The sequence below is a fragment of the Streptomyces sp. NPDC054813 genome, assembly GCF_053611365.1.
In genome coordinates this window covers 8680-34335 of record NZ_JBSHAF010000009.1, presented here as the reverse complement: position 1 = coordinate 34335, position 25656 = coordinate 8680, and the positions used below count along the sequence as shown (strand labels likewise).

Here is a 25656-nt window from a genome sequence, read left to right as displayed (position 1 = left end):
CCACCGCACCGCCATGGCGGCACGCACCCCGATTCTTCCTGGCCCGGGCACAGGTTGCGAACCCGGCGACCAATCGGGGTGTCACATGACAAAGTGAGACATTTATCCGCCGAGAGCCGTCCGTTTCCGGCCTCAGCGTTGCAGCAGCGCGAAGGACGCCCCCTGATTGTCGGTCACGACGGCCACTTTTCCGTACGACGTCTCGAAGGGCGGTGCCTGGACCCGGCCACCCAGCTGGCGAACCGCCCCGACCGCGGCCTCCACGTCCCCGGTGCGGAAGTGCACGACGAACTGCGGCGGCATCCCGGCGTAGAACACGTCGGAGAGGGGGGCGCGGCCGAAGTCCGGGTCGGCGGCGGCACCGAACAGGGCGTCGGCGAAGAGGTGGCCGTAGAAGGCGTTGGCCGCGTCGGTGTCGCTGGTGTAGAGCTGCGCCCAGGCGAAGGTGCCGGGGGCGTGCCGGACGCCGAAGCCCGGGTGGCTCGCCGCCTGCCAGAGGCCGAAGACGGCACCCTGGGGGTCGGCGACCAGGGCGGCGGTGCCGAGGTCACGGACGGGGACCGGGTCGTTCACGATCTGCCCGCCGGCGGCCAGGACCCGCCGGGCGAGGTTCCGGGCGTCCGGGGTCGCGAAGTACACCGTCCAGACGGTGGGCATCCGGCCGTCCCGCTTCCGCGCCAGCCTGGCGACGGCCGCGCCGTCCAGCCGGGCCCACACGGCCCCGGGTCCGGCGTCCTCGAAGGTCCACCCGAAGAGCCCGCCGTAGAACCGCTTGCCCGCCTCGACGTCGGGAAGCTGCACGTCCACCCAGCACGGAACGCCCTCTGTGTATCCGGATGCCCTGTTTTCGGCCATGTCGTCAAAGTAACCGCCCGGCCCGCACCCCGCAGACCAGCCGCACCACCTGGGATGGCGCCCCCCACTCACCCCCCATACACCCGTGCACCCCATTTGCAGTCGGCCGAATCGCGCTCCGATCACCCCTCGGTAAGCTGACGGCATGACAGGACAAGTGCGTACCGTCGACGGCCGCGTGGCCGGTCGGCGTGGGCAGGCGACCCGGCAGAAGCTGCTCGACTGCCTAAGCGAGATGCTCAGCTCCTCCCCTTACCGGGATGTCAAGGTCATCGATGTCGCCCGGAAGGCGGGTACTTCGCCCGCGACCTTCTACCAGTACTTCCCGGACGTCGAGGGCGCCGTCCTGGAGATCGCCGAGCAAATGGCCACCGAGGGCGGCCAGTTGACCGAGCTGCTGGCAGGGCGCTCCTGGGTCGGCAAGGCCGGCTGGGCGACCGCGCAGGAACTCGTGGACGGTTTCCTGGAGTTCTGGCGCAAGAACGACGCGATCCTGCGCGTGGTCGACCTCGGCGCGGCCGAAGGGGACAAACGGTTCTACAAGATCCGTATGAAGATCCTGAACTCGGTGAACAACTCCCTGACCGACTCCATCGCGGAGTTGCAGTCCAAGGGCAAGGTCGACAAGGACGTGAACCCGGCGGCCATGGCCGGCTCGCTGGTCGCGATGCTCGCGGCGGTCGCCTCGCACCAGAAGGGCTTCCAGTCCTGGGGTGTGAAGCAGGCCGAACTCAAGCCGAACCTCGCGCTGTTGGTGCATCTGGGCGTGACCGGGAAGAAGCCCACGAAGTAGTCCGCGCCCTGGATCCTGTCTGGCAGGCGGTGGTTCACCGGAGGTGGGCCACCGCCTGTTGCGCTATGCCGGGAGGGGCCGGTCCCGGACCACGTGCTTCATCACCAGGGTCGAGGTGAGACGCTGCACGCCCGGGAGGGTCGCGAGCCGTTCGTCGTAGAGCCGTTGGAAGGCGGCGAGGTCGGCGGTGGCCACCCGCAGCAGGTAGTCGGGCTCGCCGAACAGCCGCTGTGCGTCCAGCACATGGGGGATCTCCGCGAGCGCCCGCTCGAAGTCGGCGACCGTGTCCCGGTCCTCCTGCCGCATGGACACGAAGACCAGCGCCTCGAAGGTCAGCCCCACGGCGGCCGGGTCCACCACCGCCCGGTACCCGCTGATCGCCCCCGCCCGCTCCAGCTCGCGCAGCCGCCGGTGGCACGGCGAGACACTCAGCCGCACCCGCCCGGCCAGCTCGGTCACGGTCAGCCGCCCGTCCTGCTGAAGCTCGGCAAGAATTTTCCGGTCCACGTCGTCCATGGGGAAGATTCTCCCCCGGAACAGCTGGTCCCGAGCAAATTTCGACAACACTTTCGGGCCGTTCGCGCCTAATGTCCCTGCCATGGACACCGGACCCCTGATTTCCTTCCTCGCCGTGGACCTGCTGCTGGTGTGCGTGCCGGGCGCCGACTGGGCGTTCGTGATCGCCGCCGGGGTGCGCGGCCGCTCGGTGCCGCGCGCGGTGGCGGGCCTGGTCGCCGGGTACGCGCTGCACACGGCGCTCGCTGTCGCGGGACTCGCGGTGCTGGTGGCGAGCTCGCCCACGCTGCTCACCGCGCTGACGGTGGCCGGAGCCGCGTATCTGGTGTGGCTGGGGTGGAGCGTGCTGCGGCGCCCGGCGGTACCGGTGGAGAAGGAAGAGGCGACGGCCGGACTGGGCTTCTGGCGGGGCGCGGCGATCAGCGGCCTCAACCCCAAGGGCCTGCTGCTCTACCTCTCCGTGCTCCCCCAGTTCCTGGTGACGAAGGGTGACCACACCCCGGTCGCCGTCCAGACGGCCGTACTCGGCGCCCTCCACATGGCGGCCTGCGCAGCCGTCTACCTCGCCGTCGGCACCCTGGCCCGCCGCCTGCTGTCGGCCCGCCCGCGGGCGGCCCGGGCGGTCACCCGCACCTCGGGAGCGGCGATGCTGGGCATCGGCGCCCTGCTGCTGGCCCAGCACGCGCTGTGAAAGCCGCGCCTTGGCAAACCCCCGCGGCACCCGCCGTGAGAGCCACACCCTGGCGATCCCCCGCGGCACCCGCCCTGAGAGCCACGCCCCGGCGATCCCCCGCGGCACCCGCTAGGACGCGGTGAGCCGGAAAACCCGTAGCTCCCTGTCCACCCGCTCCTGGTAGGTCGCGTACGGCGGCCAGAACTCCAGGAGTTCACGCCAGGCGGCGGCTCGTTCCGCGCCCGTCAGCAGCCGGGCGGTGACCGGTATGTCCCGGCCCTTCCAGCTGATCTCGGCGGCGGGATGCTTGAGGAGGTTGTAGGTCCAGGCGGGGTGGTCGGTCCGGCCGTAGTTGGAGCCGACGAGCAGCCAGCCGTCCTCCTGGGGCATGCACGCGAGCGGCGTACGCCGGGGCAGCCCGCTGCGCGCGCCGGTGGACGTCAGGATCGCCCCCGGCAGCATCTGCGCGCTGAGCAGCACCCGGCCCCCGCTGAGCCGGTGCACGGCCCGGTCCAGGGCCGGGACCACATACGGGGCGATCTTCAGGAACCCCCGGGCGGCCGCCACCCTCCGCACCAGGCGTTCGCCGATCACACCGCCACCCCCCGTCCCCCGAACAGCCCCGCCGCGTCGGCGGCCTGCGCGCGCAGCCGGTGCACGGGCCCGAAGAGCAGCTCGTCCCCGGCGGCCCGCTTGAAGGACAGGTGCGCCTCGTGCTCCCAGGTGAACCCGATCCCGCCGTGCAGCTGGATCCCCTCCGCGGCGGCCATCCGCAGCGCCTCCAGCGCCTGGGCGAGGGCCAGTTGGCCCGCCGGCTCCCCGTGGGCCGTCGCCCAGGCCGCGTAGTAGGCCGCCGACCGGGCCGCCCGTACCGCCACATGCACATCGGCCAGCCGGTGCTTGACGGCCTGGAACGACCCGATCGCCCGCCCGAACTGCTCCCGCTGCTTCACGTACTCCACGGTGCGCTCCAGCGCCCGGTCCGCGGCCCCCACCTCCTCGCCCGCGAGCACCGCGGCCACGGAGTCACCGAGGGCGGCGAGAGCGGGCCGGACGTCGGTGTCCTCGTCGCCCAGCGGTTCCGCGGCCACTTGGCGCAGCTGGACCCTGGCCTGGGGGCGGGTCGGGTCGAGGGCGGTGCGCCGGGTCCGTACGACGCCGTCGGCGTCCCCCGCCACCAGGAAGAGCAGGACGCGCGAGCGGGCGTACCCGCCGGCGTGCGCCGGGACCAGCAGCAGTCCGGCGCTGTGCCCGTCCAGCACCTGGTCGGCCTCCCCGTACAGCTGCCACCGGTCCCCCCGGTGCCGTGCCTGGACGCCGCCGGCCCGTCCGCCGCCGGCCCAGTCGCCGCCGCCGGGGCCGGTGAGCGCGAGGGCGGTGCCGAGATGGACGCCGGGGACGGCGAGGGCGGCGGTGAGCCGGCCGTCGGCGATCCTCGGGAGCAGCTCGGCGCGTTGGGCGTCGGTGCCGAGGGCGAGCAGGAGCGGGGCGGCGAGGACGGCGGTAGCGAGGAAGGGGGAGGGGGCGAGGGCGCGCCCCACCTCCTCCGCGGCGAGGGCGACTTCGGTGACGGAGCAGCCGGTGCCGCCGTATGCCTCGGGCAGCGCGAGTCCGGGCAGGCCGAGTTGTTCGCCGAGGGCGGTCCACAGGGCGGGGTCGTACCCCTCCGGCCTGTCGACGGCGGCCCGTACGTCCTCCGTCCCGCATCGCTTGTGGAGCAGTTCACGCAGGGCGCGCCTGATCTCGTCCTGCTCGTCGGTGAAGCGGGCGTCCATGGCCGGACCTCCTGACGATCTGACGGCCCGTCATGCTAGGGGCAGTGGATGCAGATGCACAGGGGCGGAGTCGAGCGGATCTGATGTACCGTCAGATTCATGACCGGACTCCGCAAGGTCGCCGTGGTCGGCGTGGCCCTGTCCGACTGCGGTCGCGTGGACGACGCCACCGCCTACGCCCTGCACGCCCAGGCGGCCCGCCGCGCGCTCGCCGACGCGGGCCTCGGCCGGGAGGTGGTCGACGGCTTCGCCTCCGCGGGCCTGGGCACCCTGGCCCCGGTGGAGGTGGCCGAGTACCTGGGCCTGCGCCCCACCTGGGCCGACTCCACCTCGGTCGGCGGCTCCACCTGGGAGGTCATGGCGGCGCACGCGGCGGACGCGATCTCGGCCGGCCACGCCAACGCGGTCCTGCTGGTCTACGGCTCGACGGCCCGCGCCGACATCAAGGCGGGCCGCAGGACCGGCAACCTCTCCTTCGGCGCCGGGGGCCCGCTCCAGTTCGAGGTCCCCTACGGCCACACGCTGATCGCCAAGTACGCGATGGCGGCCCGCCGGCACATGATCGAATGCGGTACGACGATCGAGCAGTTGGCACAGGTGGCGGTCCAGGCACGGGCGAACGCGGCACTCAACCCGGAGGCGATGTTCCGCACCCCGGTCACGGTCGACGAGGTCCTGTCCGGCCCGATGATCGCCGACCCCTTCACCAAGCTGCACTGCTGCATCCGCTCCGACGGCGGCGCGGCGGTGCTGCTGGCGGCCGAGGAGTACGTACGGGACTGCCGTACCGCGCCGGTCTGGGTGCTGGGCACGGGCGAGTGCGTCTCGCACGCGACCATGTCGGAGTGGGCGGACTTCACGGTGTCCCCGGCGGCGGTCAGCGGCGAACTGGCCTTCCGGCGGGCGGGCGTCCGGCCCTCGGAGGTGGACTTCGCCGAGATCTACGACGCCTTCACCTACATGACGCTGGTGACCCTGGAGGACCTGGGCTTCTGCGCGAAGGGCGAGGGCGGGGCGTTCGTGGAGAAGGGGCGGCTGCGGGTCGAGGGCGGCGAGCTTCCGGTGAACACGGACGGGGGCGGGCTGTCGGCCCAACACCCCGGGATGCGGGGGCTGTTCCTGCTGGTGGAGGCGGTACGGCAGCTGCGCGGCGAGGCCGGTGACCGGCAGGTGCGCCGCGCGGCCGGGGGGCTGCCGGAGCTGGCGGTGGCGTCGGGGACGGGGGGCTGGTTCTGCTCCTCGGGGACGGTGGTGCTGGGGCGGGAGTGACATCGGGGGGGCCGGGGACCGGCGTGACACCGGGGGCCGGGGAGGACGGCGGCAACCTTTCGGACCGCGGCGGCGACTGCGTACCGGAAGCTTCGACGTTCAGAATCAGACGTTCGAAGGACGTGCACCGCCGAACCACGTAAGGATCGCTCCGTGGCCTCCTCCTCACATCGCCGACGCCCGCGTCCGGACCGGAACTTCGAGTGGCGGCCGGTCCGCGGCCCCCTGCTCGCGGTGGCCGCCGTGGCCGCCGTCGCCCTGGTCATGACCCTGGTCGTGGCCTTTCGTCCCGGCGACGCGGCCGGCACCGGGCAGGGGGCCGCTGACCGGGCGGTGTCCGCGGCCTCGGCCTCGTCGTCCTCCTCGCCGGAAGCCGAGGGGGGCGCGGCGTCAAGGGAGACGGCCTCGCCGGCGCCCTCGAAGAGGTCCTCCGCGTCGTCGAAGCCCACGGCGGGCGCACGGACCACGCCGACGGCGTCCGCGGCTCCGTCCGCCACCCCGGCCCGGCGCACGGCGGCCGGCGCCGCCCGCACCCCGTCCACCACCACGGCCCCCGCGGCCGGCCGGATCCGCCCCGGCGCCTCCTACCAGGGGGTCGCCACCTCCTACGACGTCGGCAACGGCGACGGCGCCTGCTCGTACGGCCCGACCGACGACGTCATGACCGCGGCGATGAACACCGCGGACTACGAGACGGCGAAGGCGTGCGGGGCGTACGTCTCGGTCCGCGCGGCGAGCGGCACGTCCCTCACCGTACGCATCACCAACGAGTGCCCGGCGCCGTGCGCGGTCGGCCAACTCGACCTGAGCCACCAGGCGTTCGCGAAGCTCGCACCGCTCTCGGCGGGCCGGATCGCGATCACCTGGAGTCTGCTGAGCCCGGCCACCTCGGACACGGTGTCGATCCGCTACAAGACCGGTTCCACCCGGTACTGGTGCGGGATCCAGGCGATCGGCCACCGCAACCCGCTGGCCCGCCTGGAGGTCCGCACCGGCGGCGGCTGGCTGGCGCTGACCCGCACCGGGTACAACTACTTCCTCTCCGAACAGGGCACCGGCTGCGGCGGCGAGCTCCGCCTCACCGACATCTACGGGGAACAGCTCACCGTGCCCGCGCTCCCGGTACGCCCGGACACGGTCCAGCGGACCGGGGTCCAGTTCGCCCGGCACTGAGGGGGTGCCTCAGCCGCGCACCGGCACGATGCGGTGGCCGCGGCGGGGACCGGGGGTGTCGACGAGGGTGACGCCGACGTGGTTGCGGGCGATCGCCCAGGCGGCGGACGTGATGATCAGGGTCACGACGGCCGCGGCCACGCTGACCGGGAGGAGCAGCGGCGGCGACTGCCCGGCCGGGAGGGTCCGGCCGCCCTCGTGGGCGGCGTAGGCCAGCGAGGCGGCGAACAGGGCCAGGGCCACCAGGGAGACCGCGCCCCAGGTCAGGCGGACGCGCCGGGTACGGGCGTGGTCGCGGACCTCGGCGAGGAGCGCGGCCGAGCAGACCGGGCACTCCAGCTCGACGCGGTCCCGGCCCACGGCCGGGCGGACCAGCCGGAAGTCACGCGCGGCCCAGGTGGCGGTCCGCGCCCTGGGCCGTCCGGCGTCGCCGAGTACGTGGCGTACGGCCACTCGCACGGTCCTGGGTCCCCTCATGCCGGACAGTGTGCGGCCGGGGCACAGGTGTTCGCAGGGATTTGCTCGGTTGTGCCCGAAAGTCCGGCACCCCCGCACCCCCGGGCACGCCGGGCCGCCGTACGACGTCCTGCTGGTGCGGCTGTCCAGGGTCCCCGAGTGATACTCGGCACATGGCAGCAACGGATCTTCACACGCTCCTGAAGTCGCTCCGGGTCTGGTCCCCCGAGACCACGGAGCTACGGCCGTTCGACCCGGCGTCGGCACCCGACGCCCCGCTCCCCCTCTTCACGACATGGTTCGCGGAGGCGGTGGCGGCCGGGCAGCCGGAGCCGCACACCGTGTCGCTGGCGACGGCGGACGAGGAGGGCCGGGCGGACGTACGGATCGTGATGCTGCACGGCGCGGGCCCGGACGGCTGGTCCTTCGCGTCGCACCTGACCAGCCGCAAGGGGCACCAGCTGGACGCCCGCCCCTACGCGGCGCTGGCCTTCTACTGGCCGGTGCTGGGCCGCCAGGTACGGCTCCGCGGGCCGGTCACCGCGGCCCCGTCGGAGGAGGGCCAGGCGGACCTGCACGCCCGCTCGACGGGCGCCCTGGCGGCGGCGCTCACCGGCACGCAGAGCGGGATCCTGTCCTCGCTGGAGGAGTTGCGCAAGGAGTCGGAGGCGGCCTGGGAACGGGCCCGCGCGGACCCGGCCGCCCCCTCCCCCACCTGGACCCTCTACCGGCTGCGCCCGGAGGAGGCCGAGTTCTTCCAGGGCGACCCGGAGCGGCGGCACGTCCGGCTCCGGTACGTCGCGGAGGAGGACGGCACTTGGCGCAGGCAACTGCTGTGGCCGTAGGCGCCCGGCCCGCTACGCCCGCTCCCCGAAGCCGTACACCGCCCAGTCGGCCACCTGCCGGTAGCCGATGCGCTGGTAGAGCGCGTTGCTCGTCGGGTTCGCCAGGTCGGTGAAGAGGAGGACCTCGCCGACGCCCCGGGCCAGGGTCGCCCGGCTGACCTCCGCCGTCACCGCGCCGGCGTAGCCGCGGCCGCGCAGCTCGCGCGGGGTGTAGACGGGCGCGATCCGGGCCTGCCCGGCGACCGTCGGGGTCACACCGGCCATGGACACCGGGGTGCCGTCGGGGGTCTCCCAGAGCGTGACGCCTCCGTAGGAGAGCCGGAAGTCGGCCCAGTCCCCGGCGTCCCGGCCGCCCGGCAGGCCCGCGTCGGCGACGAAGCCGTCGTACCAGCGGATCAGCAGCTCCCGGTCCGACGGCCCGGCCACCCTCGCCCGGCCCTCCGGCACCGGAGTGGGGACCGTCAACTCGTCCAGCCGGTAGAGCCGTTCGAGGTCCTGGAGCTTCCCGGGCGTCCCGGTCCGCCGTTCCCAGGCCGCCACGAACGCCTCCGCCGTGGCGCGTTCGGCGCCGAATCCGGTGACCGGGTGGCCGAGGGCGAGGAGCCGGGAGGCCAGCGTCTCGCACTCCCCGGCCGTGAGGCGGGTGGTGCGCAGGGCGTACGGCGGGGTGTGCAGCAGCGCCGCGCCCACGCTGCCGTCGCCACGGGTCAGGAAGCCGAGGAACGGTGGCCGGTCGCCGTTCGCCGACGGGCCGCTGTGCCGCAGCCGCTGGGTCACCGTCAGGTGGACGGTGTGCAGGTCCGGGCGGGAGCCGAGGAAGTCCTGGGCGTGGGCGAGGAATTCGTCCACGTCGGAGGTGAAGTACCAGTCGGACGCTTCGGATGCACCGGCCGCTTCGGATGCGGGGGAGACTTCGGACGCGAGGGGCGCTTCGGATGCAGGTGTCTCGGGGGCCATGCTCGATGGTCGCGGTCGGCCGCCGCACCCCGCACGTGAATTAATCCAGGGACGGCTCCGGGTCCGAGGCGAGGCGGGCGTGCAGATGGGCGTCCCGGAACGCGTTCGGCCGGCCCGCCTCGAACATCGCGCCCCGCAGTGTCCCCTCGTAGGGGAAGCCGCACGTCTGCGCTATCCGGCAGGACGCCTCGTGGCCGAGGGCGTGCCCCAGTTCCAGGCGGTAGAGGCCCAGTTCGGTGAAGGTCCAGCGGGCGGCCAGGGCCAGGGCGTAGGTGGCGACCCGGCGGCCCCGTGCCTCGGGGAGCACCCAGTAGCCGACCCGGGCCGAGCGGGACACCCGGTCGATCATGTTGATGCCGATGTGCCCGAGGGTCGTACCGCTCCGCGCGTCCGCGATCCGGAACGGCGCGGAGCCGCCGGCGGCCGCCTGCTCCTGCTGCCTCAGCAGGGCGGCACGGGCCCCGGCGAGGTCGATGTCCGGCTGGAGGGGGGTGTTCCAGCGCAGGAAGTCCAGGTCGGTACGGCCGCGCAGCCAGGCCTCGGTGTGGGCCCGCGAGTCCGGGTTCCAGTGGTCGAGGCGCAGGTCGTGACCGTGCGGGGGGACGTCGGGGCGGCGGGCGGCGGGCTGTTCGTCGATCTGGGCCATGGGGTCATTGAAACCTCTGTGCCGGGTGGCGGCCCAGCCCGTTCCGGCGCGCCCCTGTTTTCACCGGCTCTTTCACCGGCTCCCCTTTCAGCGTGTCGCGGCGCGGAACACCGGCACGCCCGCCCGGAAGGCGACCTCCAGCTCCAGTCCGGCGCGCGGCTCGGGCGTGTCCACCAGCTCGGTCATCATGCGCGGGCCCTCCGCCAGGTCGACCACGGCGGCGACGTAGGGGACGCGGTCGCCGAAGGGCGGGAGGTCGTTGCGGTGCACGACGGACCAGGTGTAGAGGACCGCGCGGCCGGTCGCGGGCTCCCAGGTGACGTCCTCGCTCCAGCAGTGCGGGCAGAACTCCCGGGGGTAGTGGTGGGCCCGGCCGCAGGAGCGGCAGCGGCGGAGCAGGAGCCGGCCCTCGGCCGCCGCCTCCCAGTAGGGGCGGGTGAAGGCGTCCGGTTCGGGGAGGTCGTACCGCCGGGCGGCCGGACGGGCCGGGTCGGCGTTCGTCGCGGTCGGCGCACTCGTCGCATCCATGAATCTGACGTTATGTCAGATGGGTGCGGGGGCCCAGAGGGCGCTGGGCAAAAGCTGTGTGATTCCCATGGGGCTGTGGGTCCACCGTGAATCCCGGCAGATTGTTGACGATTTTGTCGGTGCCGAATTACGTTCGCATGCGCAAGGCCAAGGAGCCCGCACACGAGAGGCAGCAAGGTGAAGCACAGGGCAGTGAAGCGCAGGACCGTGGTCATGGGCATCGGCGCCACGGCCGGTGTCGCAGCAGTCGGCGGCATCGCCCTCAGCGCACAGGCGTCGAGCGACTCCTCGTCGGGCTCCTCGGACTCCCTGAAGTTCGACCCGGACGCGTACACGAAGCTGACGACGACCGTCACGGACACGGACGGCGCCGACCACTCGGTGACCTACCACTTCTGGAAGGCGATCACCTACGTCGCCAACCCGGTGGACGAGACCTACCAGTCGCTCGTCGTCAGCGCCCCGGTCGAGATCGACGGCGAGACGGTCGACCCGACGAACGCGCCGATCCTGTTCGCCAACTCCGTCGGCGGGTACATGCCCTCCTCCGTGGCGGACGCCACCGGTGTCGGCGCCGGCGGCATGAGCGCCGGCGGCGGCGCCCCGAGCGGTGCCCCCACCGGCAGTGCCGCACCCGGCGCGTCGGCCTCCACCACCTCCAACGCGAACGGCAACACCAACGCCACCGGCGGCGCCACCGCCTCCAACCAGCTGCTGGCGCTGCTCGCCGGTTACGTCGTCGTGGAGCCCGGCGCCCGCGGCCGTACCCTCAAGAACTCCGACGGCGAGTACTACGGGACCGCTCCCGCCGCGATCGTCGACCTCAAGGCGGCCGTCCGGTACGTGAAGGCCAACCGCGGCCTCGTCCCCGGCGACGTCGACCGGATCGTGTCGGCCGGCACCAGCGCCGGCGGCGCCCTGTCCTCGCTGCTCGGCGCGTCCGGCGACAGCCCGATCTACGACAAGTACCTCAAGGAGATCGGCGCGGCCGACGCATCGGACGCGATCTTCGCGACCGGCGCCTGGTGCCCGATCACCGACCTGGAGCACGCCGACGGCGCCTACGAGTGGAACTGGGGCTCCAACGCCACCCAGTCCACCGGCAAGGTCGTCGACCAGGCGGTGTCGAAGGACCTGCGGGCCCAGTTCGCCGAGTACCAGGCGACCCTGAAACTGCGCGGCCTGGACGGCTTCGGCCCGCTGACCGCCCGCAACTACGACGAGTACCTGCTCAAGCAGTACCTGGAGCCGTCCGCCACCACCTATCTGGCCGCGCTGTCGGACTCGGACCGTGAGACCTACCTGGCCGCCAACACCTTCATCACCTGGTCCGGCGGCAGGGCCACCTTCGACTGGGACGGCTACCTCACGCACGTCGGCGCCCGAAAGAAGACCACCCCCGCCTTCGACGCCTTCGACCTGTCGGCCGGCGAAAACAATGAGTTCGGAGCGGGTACGACCGAAAGCCGTCACTTCACGGCGTACGGCGCGAAGAATGACTCCACCGGTCTCAGCACCAAGCGGGTCGCGAGCGACATCCCCGAGAAGCTGAACCTGATGAACCCGATGTTCCACCTGGTGGAAAAGGTCAACGCGCGGCGTTCGAAGCACTGGTGGATCCGTCTCGGCACCAATGACACCGACACCTCGCACGTCATCTCCGCGAACCTGGCGGCCCGCCTGGGCAATCTCGGCGACGACGTGAACCACCTCTACTACTGGGACCAGGGCCATGGCGCCAACACCGACCCGGGCGACTTCATCACCTGGATCGCCGAGGTGACGGGCTTCGGCAAGGGCAAGGGAAACAGCAACGCCAAGAAGGGCGAGCAGGGCTGAGAAACCACCGCGGAAGTAAGAACCTCTCACAATCGAGATAGGCCCCTCACGACCGCGATAGCCTCCCCGAACGCGGCGTCCTTTCCCGTCTGTCCAAGGACACCGCCCACCCGCGCCGTCGGGCTCCCGCGCACCGGAGCCCGGCGGCGCGGGCCTTTTCCCGCCCCTTCTCTTTCGTTTCCGTTCAGATGAAGTGGGCTACGTCACAAGTCCCACCCACTTCCCCTACGGGTGTGATCAATCCGCAACCAATTCCGGTCTTGACCGAGACCCATCAACCTGTCGCGTGATTACGCTCCCGCCCATGGCCGTGTTTCCCCCCACTGTTTCGCCCGTCTACGTCATCGGCGCCGGCCCCGGAGGGCTCGCCGCCGCGTACGCGCTGCGAGCCCGGGGCATCCGCGCCGTCGTCCTGGAGAAGTCCGACGACGTCGGCGCGTCCTGGCGCCGGCACTACGACCGCCTCCGGCTGCACACCACCCGCCGCCTCTCCGCGCTGCCCGGGCTGCCCATGCCGCGCCGCTTCGGCCGCTGGGTCTCCCGCGACGACGTGGTGCGCTATCTGGAGAAGTACGCCGAGCACCACGAACTGGAGATCGTCACCGGTGTCGAGGTCTCCCGGGTGGAGCGCTCGCCCGAGGGTGACGGCTGGCTGCTGCACGCCTCCGGCGGCCGGGAACTGACCGGCTCCGCGGTGGTGGTCGCCACCGGCTTCAACCACACCCCGCGCATCCCCGGCTGGCCCGGCCTGGACACGTACGGCGGCCGGTTCCTGCACGCCGGTGAGTACCGGAACCCCGAGCCCTTCTCCGGCCAGGACGTACTGGTCGTCGGCGTCGGCAACACCGGCGCCGAGATCGCCGTCGACCTGGCGGAGGGCGGCGTCTCCCGGGTACGGCTCGCCGTCCGCACGGTCCCGCACATCGTGCGCCGCTCCACCGCCGGCTGGGCCGCCCAGTACAACTCGATCCTGGTACGACGCCTCCCGGTGTCCCTCGTCGACCGGCTGGCCCGCACGATGGCCAAGGTCAGCGTGCCCGACCTGGCCGCCCAGGGCCTGCCCCGCCCCGACACCGGCCTCTACAGCCGGGTCGGGCAGGGCGCCATCCCGGTCCTGGACGTCGGTCTCGTCGACGCGGTACAGGAGGGCAAGGTCGAGATCGTGGCCGCCGTGGACGGCTTCGAGGACGGCAAGGTCACCCTCGCCGACGGCACCCTCGTCTCCCCCGACACGGTGATCGCCGCGACCGGATACACGCGCGCACTGGAGAGCCTGGTCGGCCACCTCGACGTCCTCGACGACCGCGGCCACCCGGTCACCCACGGCCCCCGCACCCCGAAGAACGCTCCCGGCCTCTACTTCACCGGCTACACCAACCCCATCAGCGGCATGTTCCGGGAGATGGCGATCGACGCGGAGAAGATCGCGAAGGCGGTCGCCAAGCGACAGCGGACGGCGTAGGCCGCCGCCCCGGACAGGCCCTACGCCGACCACCCCGGGGACAAGGCCGGATCTCCCGCCTCCTGCGCGCGGCGACGCTGGGACAATGAGGGTTTCCCGCGCGGCGGTGCGGTGCGGCCGGGCGATGGGGGCCGCAGGGGGGTGGCAGCCGCCTCCGGCCGGCGGTGACGGGAGAGGCGAGGAGCGCTTTCGGCCTCAACTTTGCGTGCAGACCAGTTCCTGACGCAGCGTCAGTTCAGTAATCTGACACTACGTCAGTTAATTGTGCTGTCACACAGGAGCGGGCGGAACGATGCTTGGATCAACCCACGGCACCCTCACCACCGACTCCCGCCGGGCCCGGGTCATCGCCTGCGGTGAGCAGCGACCCGGGCCCGCCGTCCACGGCCGGACGGCCGACGCGGACGAGCAGGACGTCAGCGGACGGCCGCTGTACGCGGACGTACCGGATCTGGACAGGTTCTTCCGGCCCGAGTCCGTCGCCGTGATCGGCGCCTCGGACGCCGAAGGACGGCCCAACACCGGTATCACCCGGCAGATACTCGACTGGGCCGAGCGGGTCGGGGCCCGGGTGCACCCGGTGCATCCGACCCGGCCGTCGGTCTTCGGCATCGCCTGCGCTCCTTCCGTCGCCGACCTGCCCGAGCAGGTCGACCTCGCCGTACTCCTGGTCGCCGACCCCCTTCCGGTGATCGAGGAACTGGCCGAGGCCAAGGTGAAGTTCGCCGTCGCCTTCGCCTCCGGGTTCGCCGAGACCGGCGAGGAGGGGGCGGCGGCCCAGGTCCGGCTCGCGGCCGCCGTACGCCGCTCCGGGCTGCGGCTGCTCGGCCCGAACACCAACCTGAACGCCTTCGAGCGGTTCCGGGACGACCTGGACGGACCGGCGATCGCGCTGATCACCCAGTCGGGGCACCAGGGCCGGCCCGTGTTCGCCGCCCAGGAACTCGGCATCCGCCTCTCGCACTGGGCGCCCACCGGCAACGAGGCCGACCTGGAGACCGCCGACTTCATCTCCTACTTCGCCGAACGCCCCGAGGTCGGCGCCATCGCCTGTTACGTCGAAGGCCTCAAGGACGGCCGCGCCTTCCTGCTGGCCGCCGACCGCGCGGCCCGCCGCAAGGTGCCGGTGGTCGCCGTGAAGGTCGGCCGCACCGAGGCCGGCGCCCGCACCGCCGCCTCCCACACCGGCAAGCTGACCGGCGCGGACGACGTGATCGACGCGGCGCTGCGCCAGTACGGGGTGATCCGCGTCGACGGCCTCGACGAACTCCATGACACCGCCGCCCTGCTGGCCCGGGCGCGGGCGCCGCGCGCCGACGGGGTGGTCGTCTACTCGATCTCGGGCGGCACGGGCGCGCACGTCGCCGACCTCGCCTCCGGCTTGGGACTGAAGCTGCCGGTGCTGTCCGAGGCGCTCCAGGCCGAGCTGCACCAGTGGATACCGGAGTACCTGAGCGTGGCCAACCCGGTCGACAACGGCGGTCACCCGGTGGGCGACTGGCGCGGCCGGAAGATCATCGACGCGATCCTCGCCGACCCCGAGGTCGGGGTGCTGATCTGCCCGATCACCGGCCCCTTCCCGCCGCTCAGCGACCGGCTGGTGCGGGACCTGGTCGACGCGGCCGAGGCGACCGACAAGCTGGTGTGCGTGGTGTGGGGCTCGCCGGTCGGCACCGAACCCGCCTACCGTGAGGTCCTGTTGGGCTCCTCCCGGGTGGCCACCTTCCGCACGGTCGGCAACTGTCTCACCGCCGTCCGCGCCTACCTCGACCACCACCGCTTCGTCCGCGCCTACCACTCCCCCTTCGACGAGGCCCCGCGCACGCCCTCGCCCTCGTACCGCAAGGCGCTCGCGCTGATGCAGCCGGGGCAGCAGCTGAGCGAGCACGCGGCGAAGCAGCTGCTGCGCGCGTACGGCATACGGGTGCCGCGCGAGCAGCTGGTGACCAGCGCGGCCGCCGCCGTGCGCGCGGCGGGGCTGGTCGGCTACCCGGTGGTGATGAAGGCGTCCGGCGCGCAGATCGCCCACAAGACCGAGCTGGGCCTGGTGAAGGTCGGGCTGACCTCCGCCAGCCAGGTCAGGGACGCCTACCGGGAGCTGACCGACATCGCCCGCTACGAGGGCGTCACCCTCGACGGTGTGCTGGTCTGCCAGATGGTCGAGCGGGGCGTGGAGATGGTGGTCGGGGTCACGCACGACGCCCTGTTCGGGCCGACGGTGACCGTCGGGCTGGGCGGGGTCCTGGTCGAGGTCCTGCACGACGCCGCCGTGCGGGTGCCGCCGTTCGGTGAGGAGCAAGCCCGCGACATGCTCGCCGAACTGCGCGGGCGGGCCCTGCTGGACGGGGTCCGGGGGCGGCCGCCGGCCGACGTCGAAGCGCTCGTCGAGGTGATCCTGCGGGTCCAGCGGATGGCCCTGGAGCTCGGCGACCAGCTCGCCGAGCTCGACATCAACCCCCTGATGGTGCTGCCCGAGGGCCAGGGCGCGGTGGCGCTGGACGCGCTGGCGGTGTGCCGCTGAGATGAACATGCCCAATTCCCCCCGTGAGCGCGCAAAGAATGACGAGCCGGAAATTTCCGTTGAGTCATTGGTACTGCACGCCACTGACAACCAGGTCGCGCAGATCACCCTCAACCGCCCCGAGGCCCTCAACGCCATCACCCCTGACCAGCGGGAACGCATCATCCAACTGCTTTCCGAAGCCTCCGCGGACCCCTCGGTACGGGCCGTGGTCGTCACCGGGACCGGCCGAGGTTTCTGCGCGGGCGCCGACCTGCGCGGCGGCGCCACGGCCGAACGTCTCCCCGGCGACGTGGCCCGCACCATCCGGCTGGGCGCCCAGCGCCTGGTCGGCGCCGTCCTCGACTGCGAGAAGCCGGTGATCGCGGCGGTCAACGGCACCGCCGCCGGGCTCGGCGCCCATCTCGCGCTCGCCTGCGACCTGGTCCTGGCCGCCGAATCCGCCCGTTTCATCGAGGCGTTCGTCCGCCGCGCCCTGGTCCCCGACGGCGGCGGCGCCTATCTGCTGCCCCGCCTGGTCGGCCCGCACCGCGCCAAGGAGCTGATGTTCTTCGGCGACGCCCTCGCCGCCCCGGAGGCCGAGCGCCTCGGCCTGGTCAACCGGGTCGTACCGGACGAGGAGCTGGCCAAGACGGCGCGGGACTGGGCCGCCCGGCTCGCCACCGGTCCGACCCGCGCCCTCGCCCTGACCAAGCAGCTGGTCAACGCGTCCCTGGACAGCGACCGGGCAGCGGCCTTCGCGGCCGAGTCCGCCGCCCAGGAGATCAACATGACGACGCGGGACGCCCAGGAGGGTCTGCGGGCCTTCGTGGAGCGCAGAAGCCCGGAGTTCCGGGGCCGGTGAGGCCCACCGGCCGGCCGTACGGCTCGATCAACACACCGCCGCGCCAGGTCCACTCCCGGTGCCGTAGTCGTCGCAGATGGAGCGGGCGGAGTGGGCGGAGCGTACGAAGCGGCCGTACGGCGTCCGGCACCGGACTTCCCATCTGACGCGTCGTCAGCTTCAATGAAGGTGTGATGGGACACGCAGGGGCGGCCGCGGCCGCCGTCCGCTACCTCAGGTCGGCCCCCGCACCGGGGCCCCTGGAGGCATTGCCGCGTCCGGAGTTGCGGTGTGTGCGCGCCGACGAACGGGCGCCGGTCGACCCGGCGGAGTTCCGGCGCGTGCTGGGGAACTTCGCGACCGGGGTGACCGTTGTCACCGCACCGGCCGCCGAGGGCGAACCCTCCCCCGCCGGTTTCGCCTGCCAGTCCTTCTCCTCCCTCTCCCTCGACCCGCCCCTGATCTGTTTCATGGTCGGCCGTACGTCGGCCACCTGGCCGCGCATCGCCCGCGCGGGCGTCTTCTGCGTCAACGTCCTCGGCGCGGGCCAGGGCGAGCTGTGCCGCGCCTTCGCGGTGAGCGGCGCGGACAAGTTCGCGGGGGTCGCCTACGACACGGCCCCGGTGTCGGGTGCGCCCCGCCTGACCGGCGCCGCCGCCTGGATCGACTGCGCCATCCACGCCGTCCACACGGGCGGCGACCACCTGATCGTGGTGGGGCGGGTGAACGCACTGGGCGCGGCCGAGCCCGCCGACGGACCGCTGCTGTTCCACCGGGGGCGGTTCACCGGGCTAGGAGCGGACGGCCAGGACAGGTCCGGCCGATCAAGTGGCCGAGGCGGATGAAGACGGCGGTCCTGCCTGCTTGCCGAGGAGTTACCGAGAGGAGTCACAGAGGCGCCGACTCCACCCTGCCCGTGAACCGCCCACCCACTTGATCGGCGAGCCAATGCACGCGGGTTGTCTGGTCACCGTTCCGGTCCCGGACGTGCACGTGGACGGTGTGGTCCTGCGACGGCTCGTCCTGGTAGAGGTCCCGGGAATTCACGGTCAGCGTGAGGTACGCGTACTTCTGCGAGATCGCCTCCAGTCCCGCTTCGGGAACCGCAGGCCAGGCGTCCAGATCCCAGCGAACAGCCGCGGGATCCGGTCCCAGAGCGGCGATGAAGGGCTCAGCGCGGTCCAGCGGACGACCCCAGTCGAACACTTGGATCGGCAGGCAGTCCGCGGGGTCGTCGCCGGCCTCCGCCGAACCGTGCTCCTTGCCGGCGGACGCCCACCATACGAGGTCGGGCAGTACTTGACGTACCTGCGCCAGGACATCCGGCGACCTGATCACGGCTTCGAAGTCGACCTCTCCCTGATCGATGTCCGCCATGGCCAACAAGGTACGCACCGCACGTATCGCTTCCGGCAGGTCGGCGGTGGTGAGGACAGCGGCCGCGGCAGAGTTACTCATCCCGGAACCATAAGGCGCCACTCCACACCGGCCCGAGCGGGTCCCGGACGGCTCCTGGCGGTCTCCCTCTAGACGGCCAGGGCGGGCACAACGGCCGCCGGCCGGCGCCGGATCACCAGGGCCATCAGGGCCGCCGCCGCGCACAGCGCTCCGGAGGCGTACCAGACCATGTCGTAGGTGCCGAAGACGTCGCGGGCGACACCGCCGAGGAAGGCGACGAGGGCCGCGCCGATCTGGTGGGAGGCGAGGACCCAGCCGAAGACGATGGCGCTGTCCTCGCCGTAGTGCTCCCGGCACAGGGCCAGGGTGGGCGGGACGGTGGCCACCCAGTCGAGGCCGTAGAAGACGATGAAGAAGATCATCGGGGGGTGGATGGCGGGGCCCAGCAGCATCGGCAGGAAGAGCAGGGAGAGGCCGCGCAGGGCGTAGTAGACGGCGAGCAGCCGGCGGGGTTCGAAGCGGTCGGTGAACCAGCCGGAGGCGATCGTGCCGACGACGTCGAAGACACCGATGACCGCGAGCAGCGAGGCCGCCGTGGTGACCGGCAGGCCGTGGTCGTGGGCGGCGGGCACGAAGTGGGTCTGGACCAGGCCGTTGGTGGAGGCGCCGCAGATCGCGAAGGTGCCGGCGAGCAGCCAGAAGGGCCCGGTGCGGACGGCGGAGAGCAGCACCCCGATCGTCCGGCGCGCGGCTCCGGTGACCGGCGCCGGCTTCGGTACGAAGTCCGGTGCGCCGTACGGCTTCAGGCCCACGTCGGCAGGGTGGTCGCGCAGCAGCAGCCAGACGAAGGGGACGACCGCGAGGGCGGCGAGCGCGACGGTGACGGCGGCCGGGCGCCAGTCGTACCGCTCGACCATCCAGGACAGCAGCGGCAGGAAGATCAGCTGACCGGAGGCCGAGCCGGCGGTGAGGATGCCGCTGACCAGGCCGCGCCGGGTGGTGAACCAGCGGTTGGTGACCGTGGCGGCGAAGGCGAGGGCCATCGAGCCGGAGCCCAGCCCGACCAGCAGGCCCCAGCACAGCATCAGTTGCCAGGCCGCCGTCATCCACACGGTCAGGCCCGAGCCGATCGCGATCACGGTCAGGGCCACGGCGACCACCCGGCGGATGCCGAAACGATCCATCAGAGCGGCCGCGAACGGCGCGGTGAGCCCGTACAGCGCGAGGTTGACGGAGACGGCCGCGCCGATCGTGCCGCGCGACCAGCCGAACTCCTGGTGCAGGGGGTCGATGAGCAGACCGGGCAGGGAGCGGAAGGCGGCCGCGCCGACGATCGTGACGAAGGTGACGGCGGCGACGAACCAGGCACGGTTGACGCGAGGTGAGCGGGTCGGCTTCGAGTCCTCGGCGAGGGCGACTGCGGCTTCGCTTGTCTGGGTCACGCCATAAAGCTTCGGCCAGCGGATTCACTCCATCGAGTGGCCCGGAGGACAGTATTCGCTAGGATCGGGCCATGAGCAGTGACCCCGGCTTCCGCCCGCACCGAGTCGTCGTCCTCGCCCTGGACGGTCTGCTCCCCTTCGAACTGGGCATCCCGCACCGCATCTTCGGCCGGCCCAAGGACGAGCGGGGACGGCACCTGTACGAGGTCGTGACCTGCTCGGTCCGGCCGCCGGGGCAGGTCGAGACCGACGCCGACTTCACGGTCCACGTGCCGCACGGCCCGGAGGCGCTGGCCACCGCCGACACGGTGGTCATCCCGGCGTCGTACGAGCTGGGCCCGGTCTTCGAGCAGGGTGTCCTCACCCCCGAACTGGCTGCCGCGCTCGCCCTCATCCGCCCCGGCACCCGGCTCGCCTCCATCTGCACCGGGGTCTACGTGCTGGCCGCCGCCGGTTACCTGGACGGCCGCCCGGCGACCACGCACTGGGCCGAAGCGGACCATCTCCAGCGGCTGTTCCCGCGGGTCAAGGTGGACGCGGACGTCCTGTTCATCGACGACGGGGAGGTGCTGACCTCCGCCGGGGTGGCGGCCGGCATCGACCTGTGCCTGCACATGGTCCGCCGCGACCACGGCACGGCCGTCGCCAACGAGGTGGCCCGCCGTACGGTCGTCCCCCCGCACCGGGACGGCGGCCAGGCCCAGTACATCCACCGCCCGGTCCCCGACCCGCAGGTCGCCGGCACCACGGGCGCCCGCGCCTGGGCCCTCGCGCGGCTGCACGAGCCCATCCAGCTGCGGGACATGGCCGAGCAGGAGGCCATGTCGGTACGGACCTTCACGCGCCGCTTCCGTGAGGAGACCGGCATCAGCCCCGGCCAGTGGCTCACCCAGCAGCGCGTCGAACGCGCCCGGCACCTCCTGGAGTCCACCGAGCTCTCGATGGACCAGGTGGCCCGGGACGCCGGCTTCGGCACGGCCCAGTCGATGCGCCAGCACCTGCAGACGGCGCTCGGCGTCACCCCGACCGCCTACCGCCGGACCTTCCGGTCCGGCGCCGGCGAAGCCCGGCACCCCGGCGGCGTCGGCGTCGGCGTCGGCGTCCGGCACTGACCTCCCGGGCCGCCCCGGTTCGCTAGAACACGAGCACCCCCCGAGCCACCCGTCCCGCCTCCGCGTCGGCGCGGGCCTTCTCGAAGTCCTCCACCGGGTAGGTGGCGGTGACCAGTTCGTCGAGCATCAGGCGCCCCTGGCGGTACAGCTCGGCGTACAGGGCGATGTCCCGCTGGGGGCGGGAGGAGCCGTAGCGGCAGCCGAGGATGGACTTGTCGAGGAACATCGAGGCGACGACGAAGGACGCCTCGGCGGTGGCGGCGGGTGTGCCGAGGAGGACGGCCTGGCCGTGCCGGTCCAGGAGGTCGACGGCCTGCCGGACCAGCTCGACCCGGCCGACGCACTCGAACGCGTGGTCCACCCCGGTCGGCAGCAGGTCCTTGACGCCGTCCGTCGAGGTCAGGAAGTCGGTCGCGCCGAACTGCCGGGCCACCTCCTCCTTGGCCGGGTTGGCGTCCACGGCCACGATCCGCAGCGCTCCCGCGATCCGGGCGCCCTGGATGACGTTGAGCCCGATCCCACCGGTGCCGATGACCAGCACGGTGTCGCCGCGGTCGACGCGGGCGCGGTTCAGTACGGCGCCCACCCCGGTCAGTACGCCGCAGCCGATGAGGGCGGCCGAGGTCAGCGGGATGTCCTTCGGGATCCGTACCGCCTGCACGGCCTTGACGACCGTCCGTTCCGTGAAGGCCGAGTTGGACGCGAACTGGTAGACGGCCCGGCCGCCGCGCGTGAACGGCTTCTGCGGCCGCCCTATGGCCTTGCGGCACATGGTGGGCCGCCCACGGTCACAGTCGGCGCAGGCACCGCAGTTGGCGAGCGTGGACAGCGCGACATGGTCCCCGGGCGCGACATGGCTGACCCCCACACCGATCGCCTCCACCACCCCGGCACCCTCATGTCCCAGCACCACAGGAACAGGGAAGGGTATGGTCCCGTCCACCACGGACAGATCGCTGTGGCACAGCCCGGCCGCCGCGACGGAGACCAGCACCTCCCCGGCCCCCGGCTCCCGTACGTCCAGATCGTCGACGACCTGCACCTGTTTCCCGTCGAACACCACTCCACGCATCACGACTCGACCCCCTTCGGTTCCCTCGGCAGACCGAGCACGCGCTCGGCGATGATCGTGCGCTGCACCTGGTCCGAGCCGCCGTAGACGGTGTCGGCCCGGGAGAAGAGGAACAGGTGCTGGGCGGCGTCCAGTTGGTACGGCGCCGCGGCCGACCAGTCGGCCGGGCCGACGCTCGCGCCGGCGCCCCGCACCAGCACGGCGAGTTCCCCGAGCCGCTGGTGCCAGCCGGCCCACAGCAGCTTGGCCACGCTGGGCGCGCCGGGCTCGGCGGCCGAACCGCCCAGCGTGCGCAGGGCGTTCCAGCGCATGACCCGCAGCTCGGCCCACTGCCGCACGAGCCGCGCCCGTACGACGGGGTCGTCGGCGGCGCCGGTCGACACGGCGTCCCGCACCACCCGTCCCAGTTCCTCGGCGAACCCGATCTGCTGGGCGAGGGTGGACACCCCGCGCTCGAAGCCGAGCAGGCTCATGGCCACGCGCCAGCCGTTGCCCTCGCCGCCGACGACATGCTCCACGCGCGCGTGCGCCCCGTCGAAGAAGACCTCGTTGAAGTCGCTGGTGCCGGTCATCTGGCGGATGGGGCGGACCTCTATGCGGCCCGGCTGGTCCATGGGCACGAGCAGGAAGCTCAGTCCGTGGTGGCGCCGCGAGCCGGGCTCGGTCCGCGCGAGCACGAAACACCAGTCGGCCTCGTGCGCGAGCGAGGTCCAGATCTTCTGCCCGGTGACGCGGTAGCCGTCCGCCTCGCGTACGGCCGCGGTCCGCACACCGGCGAGGTCGGAACCGGCGCCGGGCTCGCTGTACCCCTGGCACCACAGCTCCTCGCCGGCGGCGACGGCGGGCAGGAAGCGTGCCTTCTGCTCGTCGCTGCCGTGGGCGATGAGCGTCGGGGCGAGCAGGTTCTCCCCGATGTGCCCGGAGCGCGGGGGCGCGGCCGACCGGGCGTACTCCTCGGCCCAGGCGACCTGCTGGGTGAGCGTGGCGGTCCGGTTCCCGTACCCGCCCTCCGCCCACCCGAGCCCGATCCATCCGGCGGCCCCGAGCGTGCGCTCCCAGCCGCGCCGGTCCGCATCGGCTTTGACGTGCGTGTCGAGCCAGGCGCGGACTTCGCGGCGAAACGCGTCGTCCTCCGGCGCGAAGCCGAACTCCACGGTGACCTCCAGAAAAATGTCGGGGCTACGGCCGTACGAGAACCGCCGGAGACCGCCTCTTGGCCGATCGCCGTCGCGGCGGAGAGAAGTCAGGGGCCGACAGGATGCGTGGACCGCGGAAACGGGTGAGCTGATGGGCGACCCGGCGGGCGGGTACCGTGAACGCCGGTGTGGACAGCCAGCTCAGGAGCGCTGGGGGTACCCCCGGCCGAAGGCTGGGGGAGGAACTGCGCGAGCAACCACGACGGCGCCGCACTCGCACAACGCACCGCACCCCGCCCCCTTCACGCGTTCGGCCGCTCCCCGGCCCGCGCGGCGGACTCCATCGCCGTCAGGCGTGCCAGCATCGGCATCGGGTCCACCCCCACGCTCCCCGGCAGGAACTCGGCGATCCGTTCCGGCGTCCAGGACCCTTCCGAGGCGTACGCGGCGCGCAACTCCCTCGGCTGGGCCCAGACCGCGATCTTCGGCCCGGCCACCGTGTACACCTGCCCGGTGATGTCCGCGTCCCGTGCCGCGTCCGACAGCAGGTAGACCACGAACGCCGCGACGTCCTCCGGTTCACCGATCTCGGTCAGTTCCGTCGGCACCCCCGCCGACATCCGGGTCCGGGCCACCGGCGCCACCGCGTTCGCGGTCACCCCGTACTTGTGCAGGCCCAGCGCGGCGCTGCGCACCAGCGAGATGATCCCGCCCTTGGCCGCGCTGTAGTTGGCCTGCGAGACCGAGCCCTGGTGGTTGCCGCTGGTGAAGCCGATCAGCGTGCCGGCGCGCTGGGTGCGCATCACCGCCGACGCCGCCCGGAACACCGTGAACGTGCCCTTGAGGTGGGTGGCGACCACCGGGTCCCACTCCTCCTCGGACATGTTGAACAGCATCCGCTCGCGCAGGATCCCGGCCACGCACACGACCCCGTCGAGGCGGCCGTACGACGACAGCGCCGTCTCCACGACCCGCCGGCCGCCCGCCATCGTGGAGATGTCGTCGGCGACCGCGACCGCGTCGCCGCCGGCCGCCTCGATCTCCTTGACGACGGCCTCGGCGATCTCGCTGGTGGGCGATCCGCCGTCGACCGAGACGCCGTAGTCGTTGACGACGACCTTCGCCCCTTCGGCCGCTGCCGCCAGCGCGACCGCCCGTCCGATCCCGCGCCCCGCACCCGTCACGGCGACGACCTTGCCTGCCAAGAAGTTCCCCACGCCCGGCCCCTTCCCGCGGTTTCTGACGGTCCGTTAGATTCTATGGCGCGCCGGATGCACGGACACAAGCCCCGGGGAGAAACCGGATGTCACTGCCTGCCGAGTTCCACGACATCGCCAAGCGCGTCAACAACTGGGGCCGCTGGGGTGCCGACGACGAGATCGGGACGCTGAACCTGATCACCGACGAGGTGGTGCGGGAGGCGGTGGCGACCGTCCGGACCGGCCGCCGCGTCCCGCTCGCCCTCCCGCTCCGGCAGGACGGTGTACAGACCGGCATGATCCCGGGGCGGGTCAACCCCCTGCACGTCATGGTGCAGATCAACCAGGAGCTCTTCGGCCCGGGGACGGTCGCCTGCAGCGACGACGCGGTGACCATGGGGCTGCAGGCCGGCACCCACTGGGACGCGCTCACCCATGTCTCGCACTCGGGGAAGGTGTACAACGGCCGCCCGGCACACACCGTGACCGCGCACGGCGGTGCCGAGTTCGGCGGCATCGACAAGGCGCCGCACATCGTCTCGCGCGGGGTGCTGCTGGACGTGGCACGCGCGCATGGCGTGGACCGGCTGGCGGGCGGCCACACGGTCACGCCCGAGGATCTCGAAGCGGCCGAGGAGCTGGCCGGGACCACGGTCCGCGCCGGTGACATCGTGCTGGTGCGGACCGGGCAGGTGCAGGTGTACCTCGCCGGGGACAAGCACGGGTACGGCTATCCGTCGCCGGGGCTGTCGGTGCGCACCCCGGAGTGGTTCCACGCGCGCGATGTGGCCGCCGTCGCCAATGACACCCTGACGTTCGAGATCTTCCCGCCCGAGATCGAGGACCTGTGGCTGCCCGTGCACGCCCTGGACCTGGTGGAGATGGGGATGCTGCAGGGCCAGAACTGGAATCTCGAAAAGTTGTCCACAGCCTGTGGAGAAACCGGACGGTACGCGTTCCTGCTGTCCGCGATGCCGGAGCCGTTCGTCGGGGCGACGGGCACGCCGGTCGCCCCCGTGGCCGTGCTCTGAGGTCCGCGCGGAATCGCCGCCCGAGGTCGGTGGGGACCCCCGGCCCGCCGGGCACCCCCCCGCCCCCCAACCCCCCCGCCCCCCACACACACCCCCAGGACCCCCCACACCCACCCGGCCACGGCAAAAACACAG

General features: G+C 72.5%; 25 protein-coding genes. 12 read left to right on the top strand and 13 right to left on the bottom strand.

Translation table 11 applies throughout. From position 1 onward, the window contains the following. Positions 1-132: 132 nt before the first annotated feature. Positions 133-855, bottom strand: a complete 723-nt coding sequence (locus ACWGJB_RS19440) for a VOC family protein (protein ID WP_453381390.1) — start codon at positions 853-855, stop codon at positions 133-135. A gap of 145 nt (positions 856-1000) precedes the next feature. On the opposite strand from ACWGJB_RS19440, the gene ACWGJB_RS19435 reads away from it, so the two are divergent. Then, positions 1001-1648, top strand: coding sequence for a TetR family transcriptional regulator (locus ACWGJB_RS19435; RefSeq protein ID WP_453381389.1), 648 nt, complete (start codon positions 1001-1003; stop codon positions 1646-1648). A 63-nt stretch (positions 1649-1711) separates the two neighbouring features. On the opposite strand, the gene ACWGJB_RS19430 is transcribed toward ACWGJB_RS19435, so the two are convergent. Continuing rightward, positions 1712-2164: an Lrp/AsnC family transcriptional regulator gene (locus ACWGJB_RS19430; RefSeq protein WP_351957098.1), complete on the bottom strand. Its 453-nt coding sequence runs from the start codon at positions 2162-2164 to the stop codon at positions 1712-1714. Between the two features lie 82 nt (positions 2165-2246). On the opposite strand from ACWGJB_RS19430, the gene ACWGJB_RS19425 reads away from it, so the two are divergent. Then, the gene (locus tag ACWGJB_RS19425) at positions 2247-2855 is read left to right on the top strand and encodes a LysE family translocator (protein ID WP_453381388.1); all 609 of its coding nucleotides are present in this window, start codon (positions 2247-2249) and stop codon (positions 2853-2855) included. 111 nt (positions 2856-2966) lie between these two features. Here the strand turns inward: ACWGJB_RS19425 and ACWGJB_RS19420 are convergent, their stop codons facing one another. Continuing rightward, the gene (locus tag ACWGJB_RS19420; protein WP_453381387.1) at positions 2967-3431 is read right to left on the bottom strand and encodes a nitroreductase family deazaflavin-dependent oxidoreductase; all 465 of its coding nucleotides are present in this window, start codon (positions 3429-3431) and stop codon (positions 2967-2969) included. Further along, the gene (locus tag ACWGJB_RS19415) at positions 3428-4612 is read right to left on the bottom strand and encodes an acyl-CoA dehydrogenase family protein (RefSeq protein ID WP_453381386.1); all 1185 of its coding nucleotides are present in this window, start codon (positions 4610-4612) and stop codon (positions 3428-3430) included. Before ACWGJB_RS19415 ends, ACWGJB_RS19420 begins: the two co-directional genes overlap by 4 nt. Before the next feature lie 99 nt (positions 4613-4711). Between ACWGJB_RS19415 and ACWGJB_RS19410 the strand changes: the two genes are divergently transcribed. Both ACWGJB_RS19410 and ACWGJB_RS19405 read left to right on the top strand, forming a co-directional pair. Then, on the top strand, positions 4712-5881 hold the full coding sequence (locus ACWGJB_RS19410) for a thiolase C-terminal domain-containing protein (protein ID WP_453381385.1): 1170 nt from the start codon (positions 4712-4714) through the stop codon (positions 5879-5881). Between the two features lie 153 nt (positions 5882-6034). Then, a complete protein-coding gene (locus tag ACWGJB_RS19405) occupies positions 6035-7054 on the top strand; it encodes an expansin EXLX1 family cellulose-binding protein (protein WP_453381384.1) in 1020 nt (339 codons plus the stop codon). Between the two features lie 9 nt (positions 7055-7063). Here ACWGJB_RS19405 and ACWGJB_RS19400 read toward each other — a convergent pair whose 3' ends face one another. Beyond that, positions 7064-7531: a hypothetical protein gene (locus ACWGJB_RS19400; RefSeq protein WP_453381383.1), complete on the bottom strand. Its 468-nt coding sequence runs from the start codon at positions 7529-7531 to the stop codon at positions 7064-7066. Between the two features lie 152 nt (positions 7532-7683). Between ACWGJB_RS19400 and ACWGJB_RS19395 the strand changes: the two genes are divergently transcribed. After that, positions 7684-8355: a pyridoxine/pyridoxamine 5'-phosphate oxidase gene (locus ACWGJB_RS19395; RefSeq protein ID WP_453381382.1), complete on the top strand. Its 672-nt coding sequence runs from the start codon at positions 7684-7686 to the stop codon at positions 8353-8355. 12 nt (positions 8356-8367) lie between these two features. Here the strand turns inward: ACWGJB_RS19395 and ACWGJB_RS19390 are convergent, their stop codons facing one another. From ACWGJB_RS19390 to ACWGJB_RS19380, 3 genes are all read right to left on the bottom strand, one after another. Further along, positions 8368-9204 carry a GNAT family N-acetyltransferase gene (locus ACWGJB_RS19390; RefSeq protein ID WP_453381381.1) on the bottom strand — a complete coding sequence of 279 codons (837 nt, stop codon included), beginning with the start codon at positions 9202-9204 and terminating at the stop codon, positions 8368-8370. Positions 9205-9352: 148 nt separating this feature from the next. Then, complete coding sequence (locus ACWGJB_RS19385; protein ID WP_453381380.1) at positions 9353-9958, bottom strand: GNAT family N-acetyltransferase; 606 nt, start codon at positions 9956-9958, stop codon at positions 9353-9355. A gap of 87 nt (positions 9959-10045) precedes the next feature. Further along, positions 10046-10486 (bottom strand): Zn-ribbon domain-containing OB-fold protein, encoded by a 441-nt coding sequence (locus ACWGJB_RS19380; protein ID WP_453381379.1) that lies wholly within the window; start codon positions 10484-10486, stop codon positions 10046-10048. A 213-nt stretch (positions 10487-10699) separates the two neighbouring features. Between ACWGJB_RS19380 and ACWGJB_RS19375 the strand changes: the two genes are divergently transcribed. The 5 genes from ACWGJB_RS19375 to ACWGJB_RS19355 all read left to right on the top strand — a co-directional run bounded on the left by ACWGJB_RS19375 (position 10700) and on the right by ACWGJB_RS19355 (position 17976). Beyond that, positions 10700-12325 (top strand): subtype B tannase, encoded by a 1626-nt coding sequence (locus ACWGJB_RS19375; protein WP_453381648.1) that lies wholly within the window; start codon positions 10700-10702, stop codon positions 12323-12325. Between the two features lie 304 nt (positions 12326-12629). Beyond that, positions 12630-13787 (top strand): flavin-containing monooxygenase, encoded by a 1158-nt coding sequence (locus ACWGJB_RS19370; protein WP_453381378.1) that lies wholly within the window; start codon positions 12630-12632, stop codon positions 13785-13787. A gap of 292 nt (positions 13788-14079) precedes the next feature. Next, positions 14080-16308, top strand: a complete 2229-nt coding sequence (locus ACWGJB_RS19365; RefSeq protein WP_453381377.1) for an acetate--CoA ligase family protein — start codon at positions 14080-14082, stop codon at positions 16306-16308. A 7-nt stretch (positions 16309-16315) separates the two neighbouring features. After that, positions 16316-17152 (top strand): enoyl-CoA hydratase/isomerase family protein, encoded by an 837-nt coding sequence (locus tag ACWGJB_RS19360; protein WP_453381376.1) that lies wholly within the window; start codon positions 16316-16318, stop codon positions 17150-17152. A gap of 173 nt (positions 17153-17325) precedes the next feature. Beyond that, on the top strand, positions 17326-17976 hold the full coding sequence (locus ACWGJB_RS19355) for a flavin reductase family protein (protein WP_453381375.1): 651 nt from the start codon (positions 17326-17328) through the stop codon (positions 17974-17976). A gap of 43 nt (positions 17977-18019) precedes the next feature. Here the strand turns inward: ACWGJB_RS19355 and ACWGJB_RS19350 are convergent, their stop codons facing one another. After that, complete coding sequence (locus ACWGJB_RS19350; RefSeq protein WP_453381374.1) at positions 18020-18589, bottom strand: hypothetical protein; 570 nt, start codon at positions 18587-18589, stop codon at positions 18020-18022. Between the two features lie 68 nt (positions 18590-18657). Further along, positions 18658-19971 carry an MFS transporter gene (locus ACWGJB_RS19345; RefSeq protein ID WP_453381373.1) on the bottom strand — a complete coding sequence of 438 codons (1314 nt, stop codon included), beginning with the start codon at positions 19969-19971 and terminating at the stop codon, positions 18658-18660. Between the two features lie 71 nt (positions 19972-20042). On the opposite strand from ACWGJB_RS19345, the gene ACWGJB_RS19340 reads away from it, so the two are divergent. Next, on the top strand, positions 20043-21083 hold the full coding sequence (locus tag ACWGJB_RS19340) for a GlxA family transcriptional regulator (RefSeq protein ID WP_453381372.1): 1041 nt from the start codon (positions 20043-20045) through the stop codon (positions 21081-21083). A 22-nt stretch (positions 21084-21105) separates the two neighbouring features. On the opposite strand, the gene ACWGJB_RS19335 is transcribed toward ACWGJB_RS19340, so the two are convergent. The 3 genes from ACWGJB_RS19335 to ACWGJB_RS19325 all read right to left on the bottom strand — a co-directional run bounded on the left by ACWGJB_RS19335 (position 21106) and on the right by ACWGJB_RS19325 (position 24508). After that, the gene (locus tag ACWGJB_RS19335; protein ID WP_453381647.1) at positions 21106-22155 is read right to left on the bottom strand and encodes a Zn-dependent alcohol dehydrogenase; all 1050 of its coding nucleotides are present in this window, start codon (positions 22153-22155) and stop codon (positions 21106-21108) included. Then, the gene (locus ACWGJB_RS19330) at positions 22155-23309 is read right to left on the bottom strand and encodes an acyl-CoA dehydrogenase family protein (protein ID WP_453381371.1); all 1155 of its coding nucleotides are present in this window, start codon (positions 23307-23309) and stop codon (positions 22155-22157) included. Before ACWGJB_RS19330 ends, ACWGJB_RS19335 begins: the two co-directional genes overlap by 1 nt. A gap of 284 nt (positions 23310-23593) precedes the next feature. Further along, a complete protein-coding gene (locus ACWGJB_RS19325; protein ID WP_453381370.1) occupies positions 23594-24508 on the bottom strand; it encodes an SDR family NAD(P)-dependent oxidoreductase in 915 nt (304 codons plus the stop codon). Positions 24509-24594: 86 nt separating this feature from the next. On the opposite strand from ACWGJB_RS19325, the gene ACWGJB_RS19320 reads away from it, so the two are divergent. Continuing rightward, positions 24595-25521 carry a cyclase family protein gene (locus tag ACWGJB_RS19320; RefSeq protein ID WP_453381369.1) on the top strand — a complete coding sequence of 309 codons (927 nt, stop codon included), beginning with the start codon at positions 24595-24597 and terminating at the stop codon, positions 25519-25521. Positions 25522-25656 lie beyond the last annotated feature (135 nt).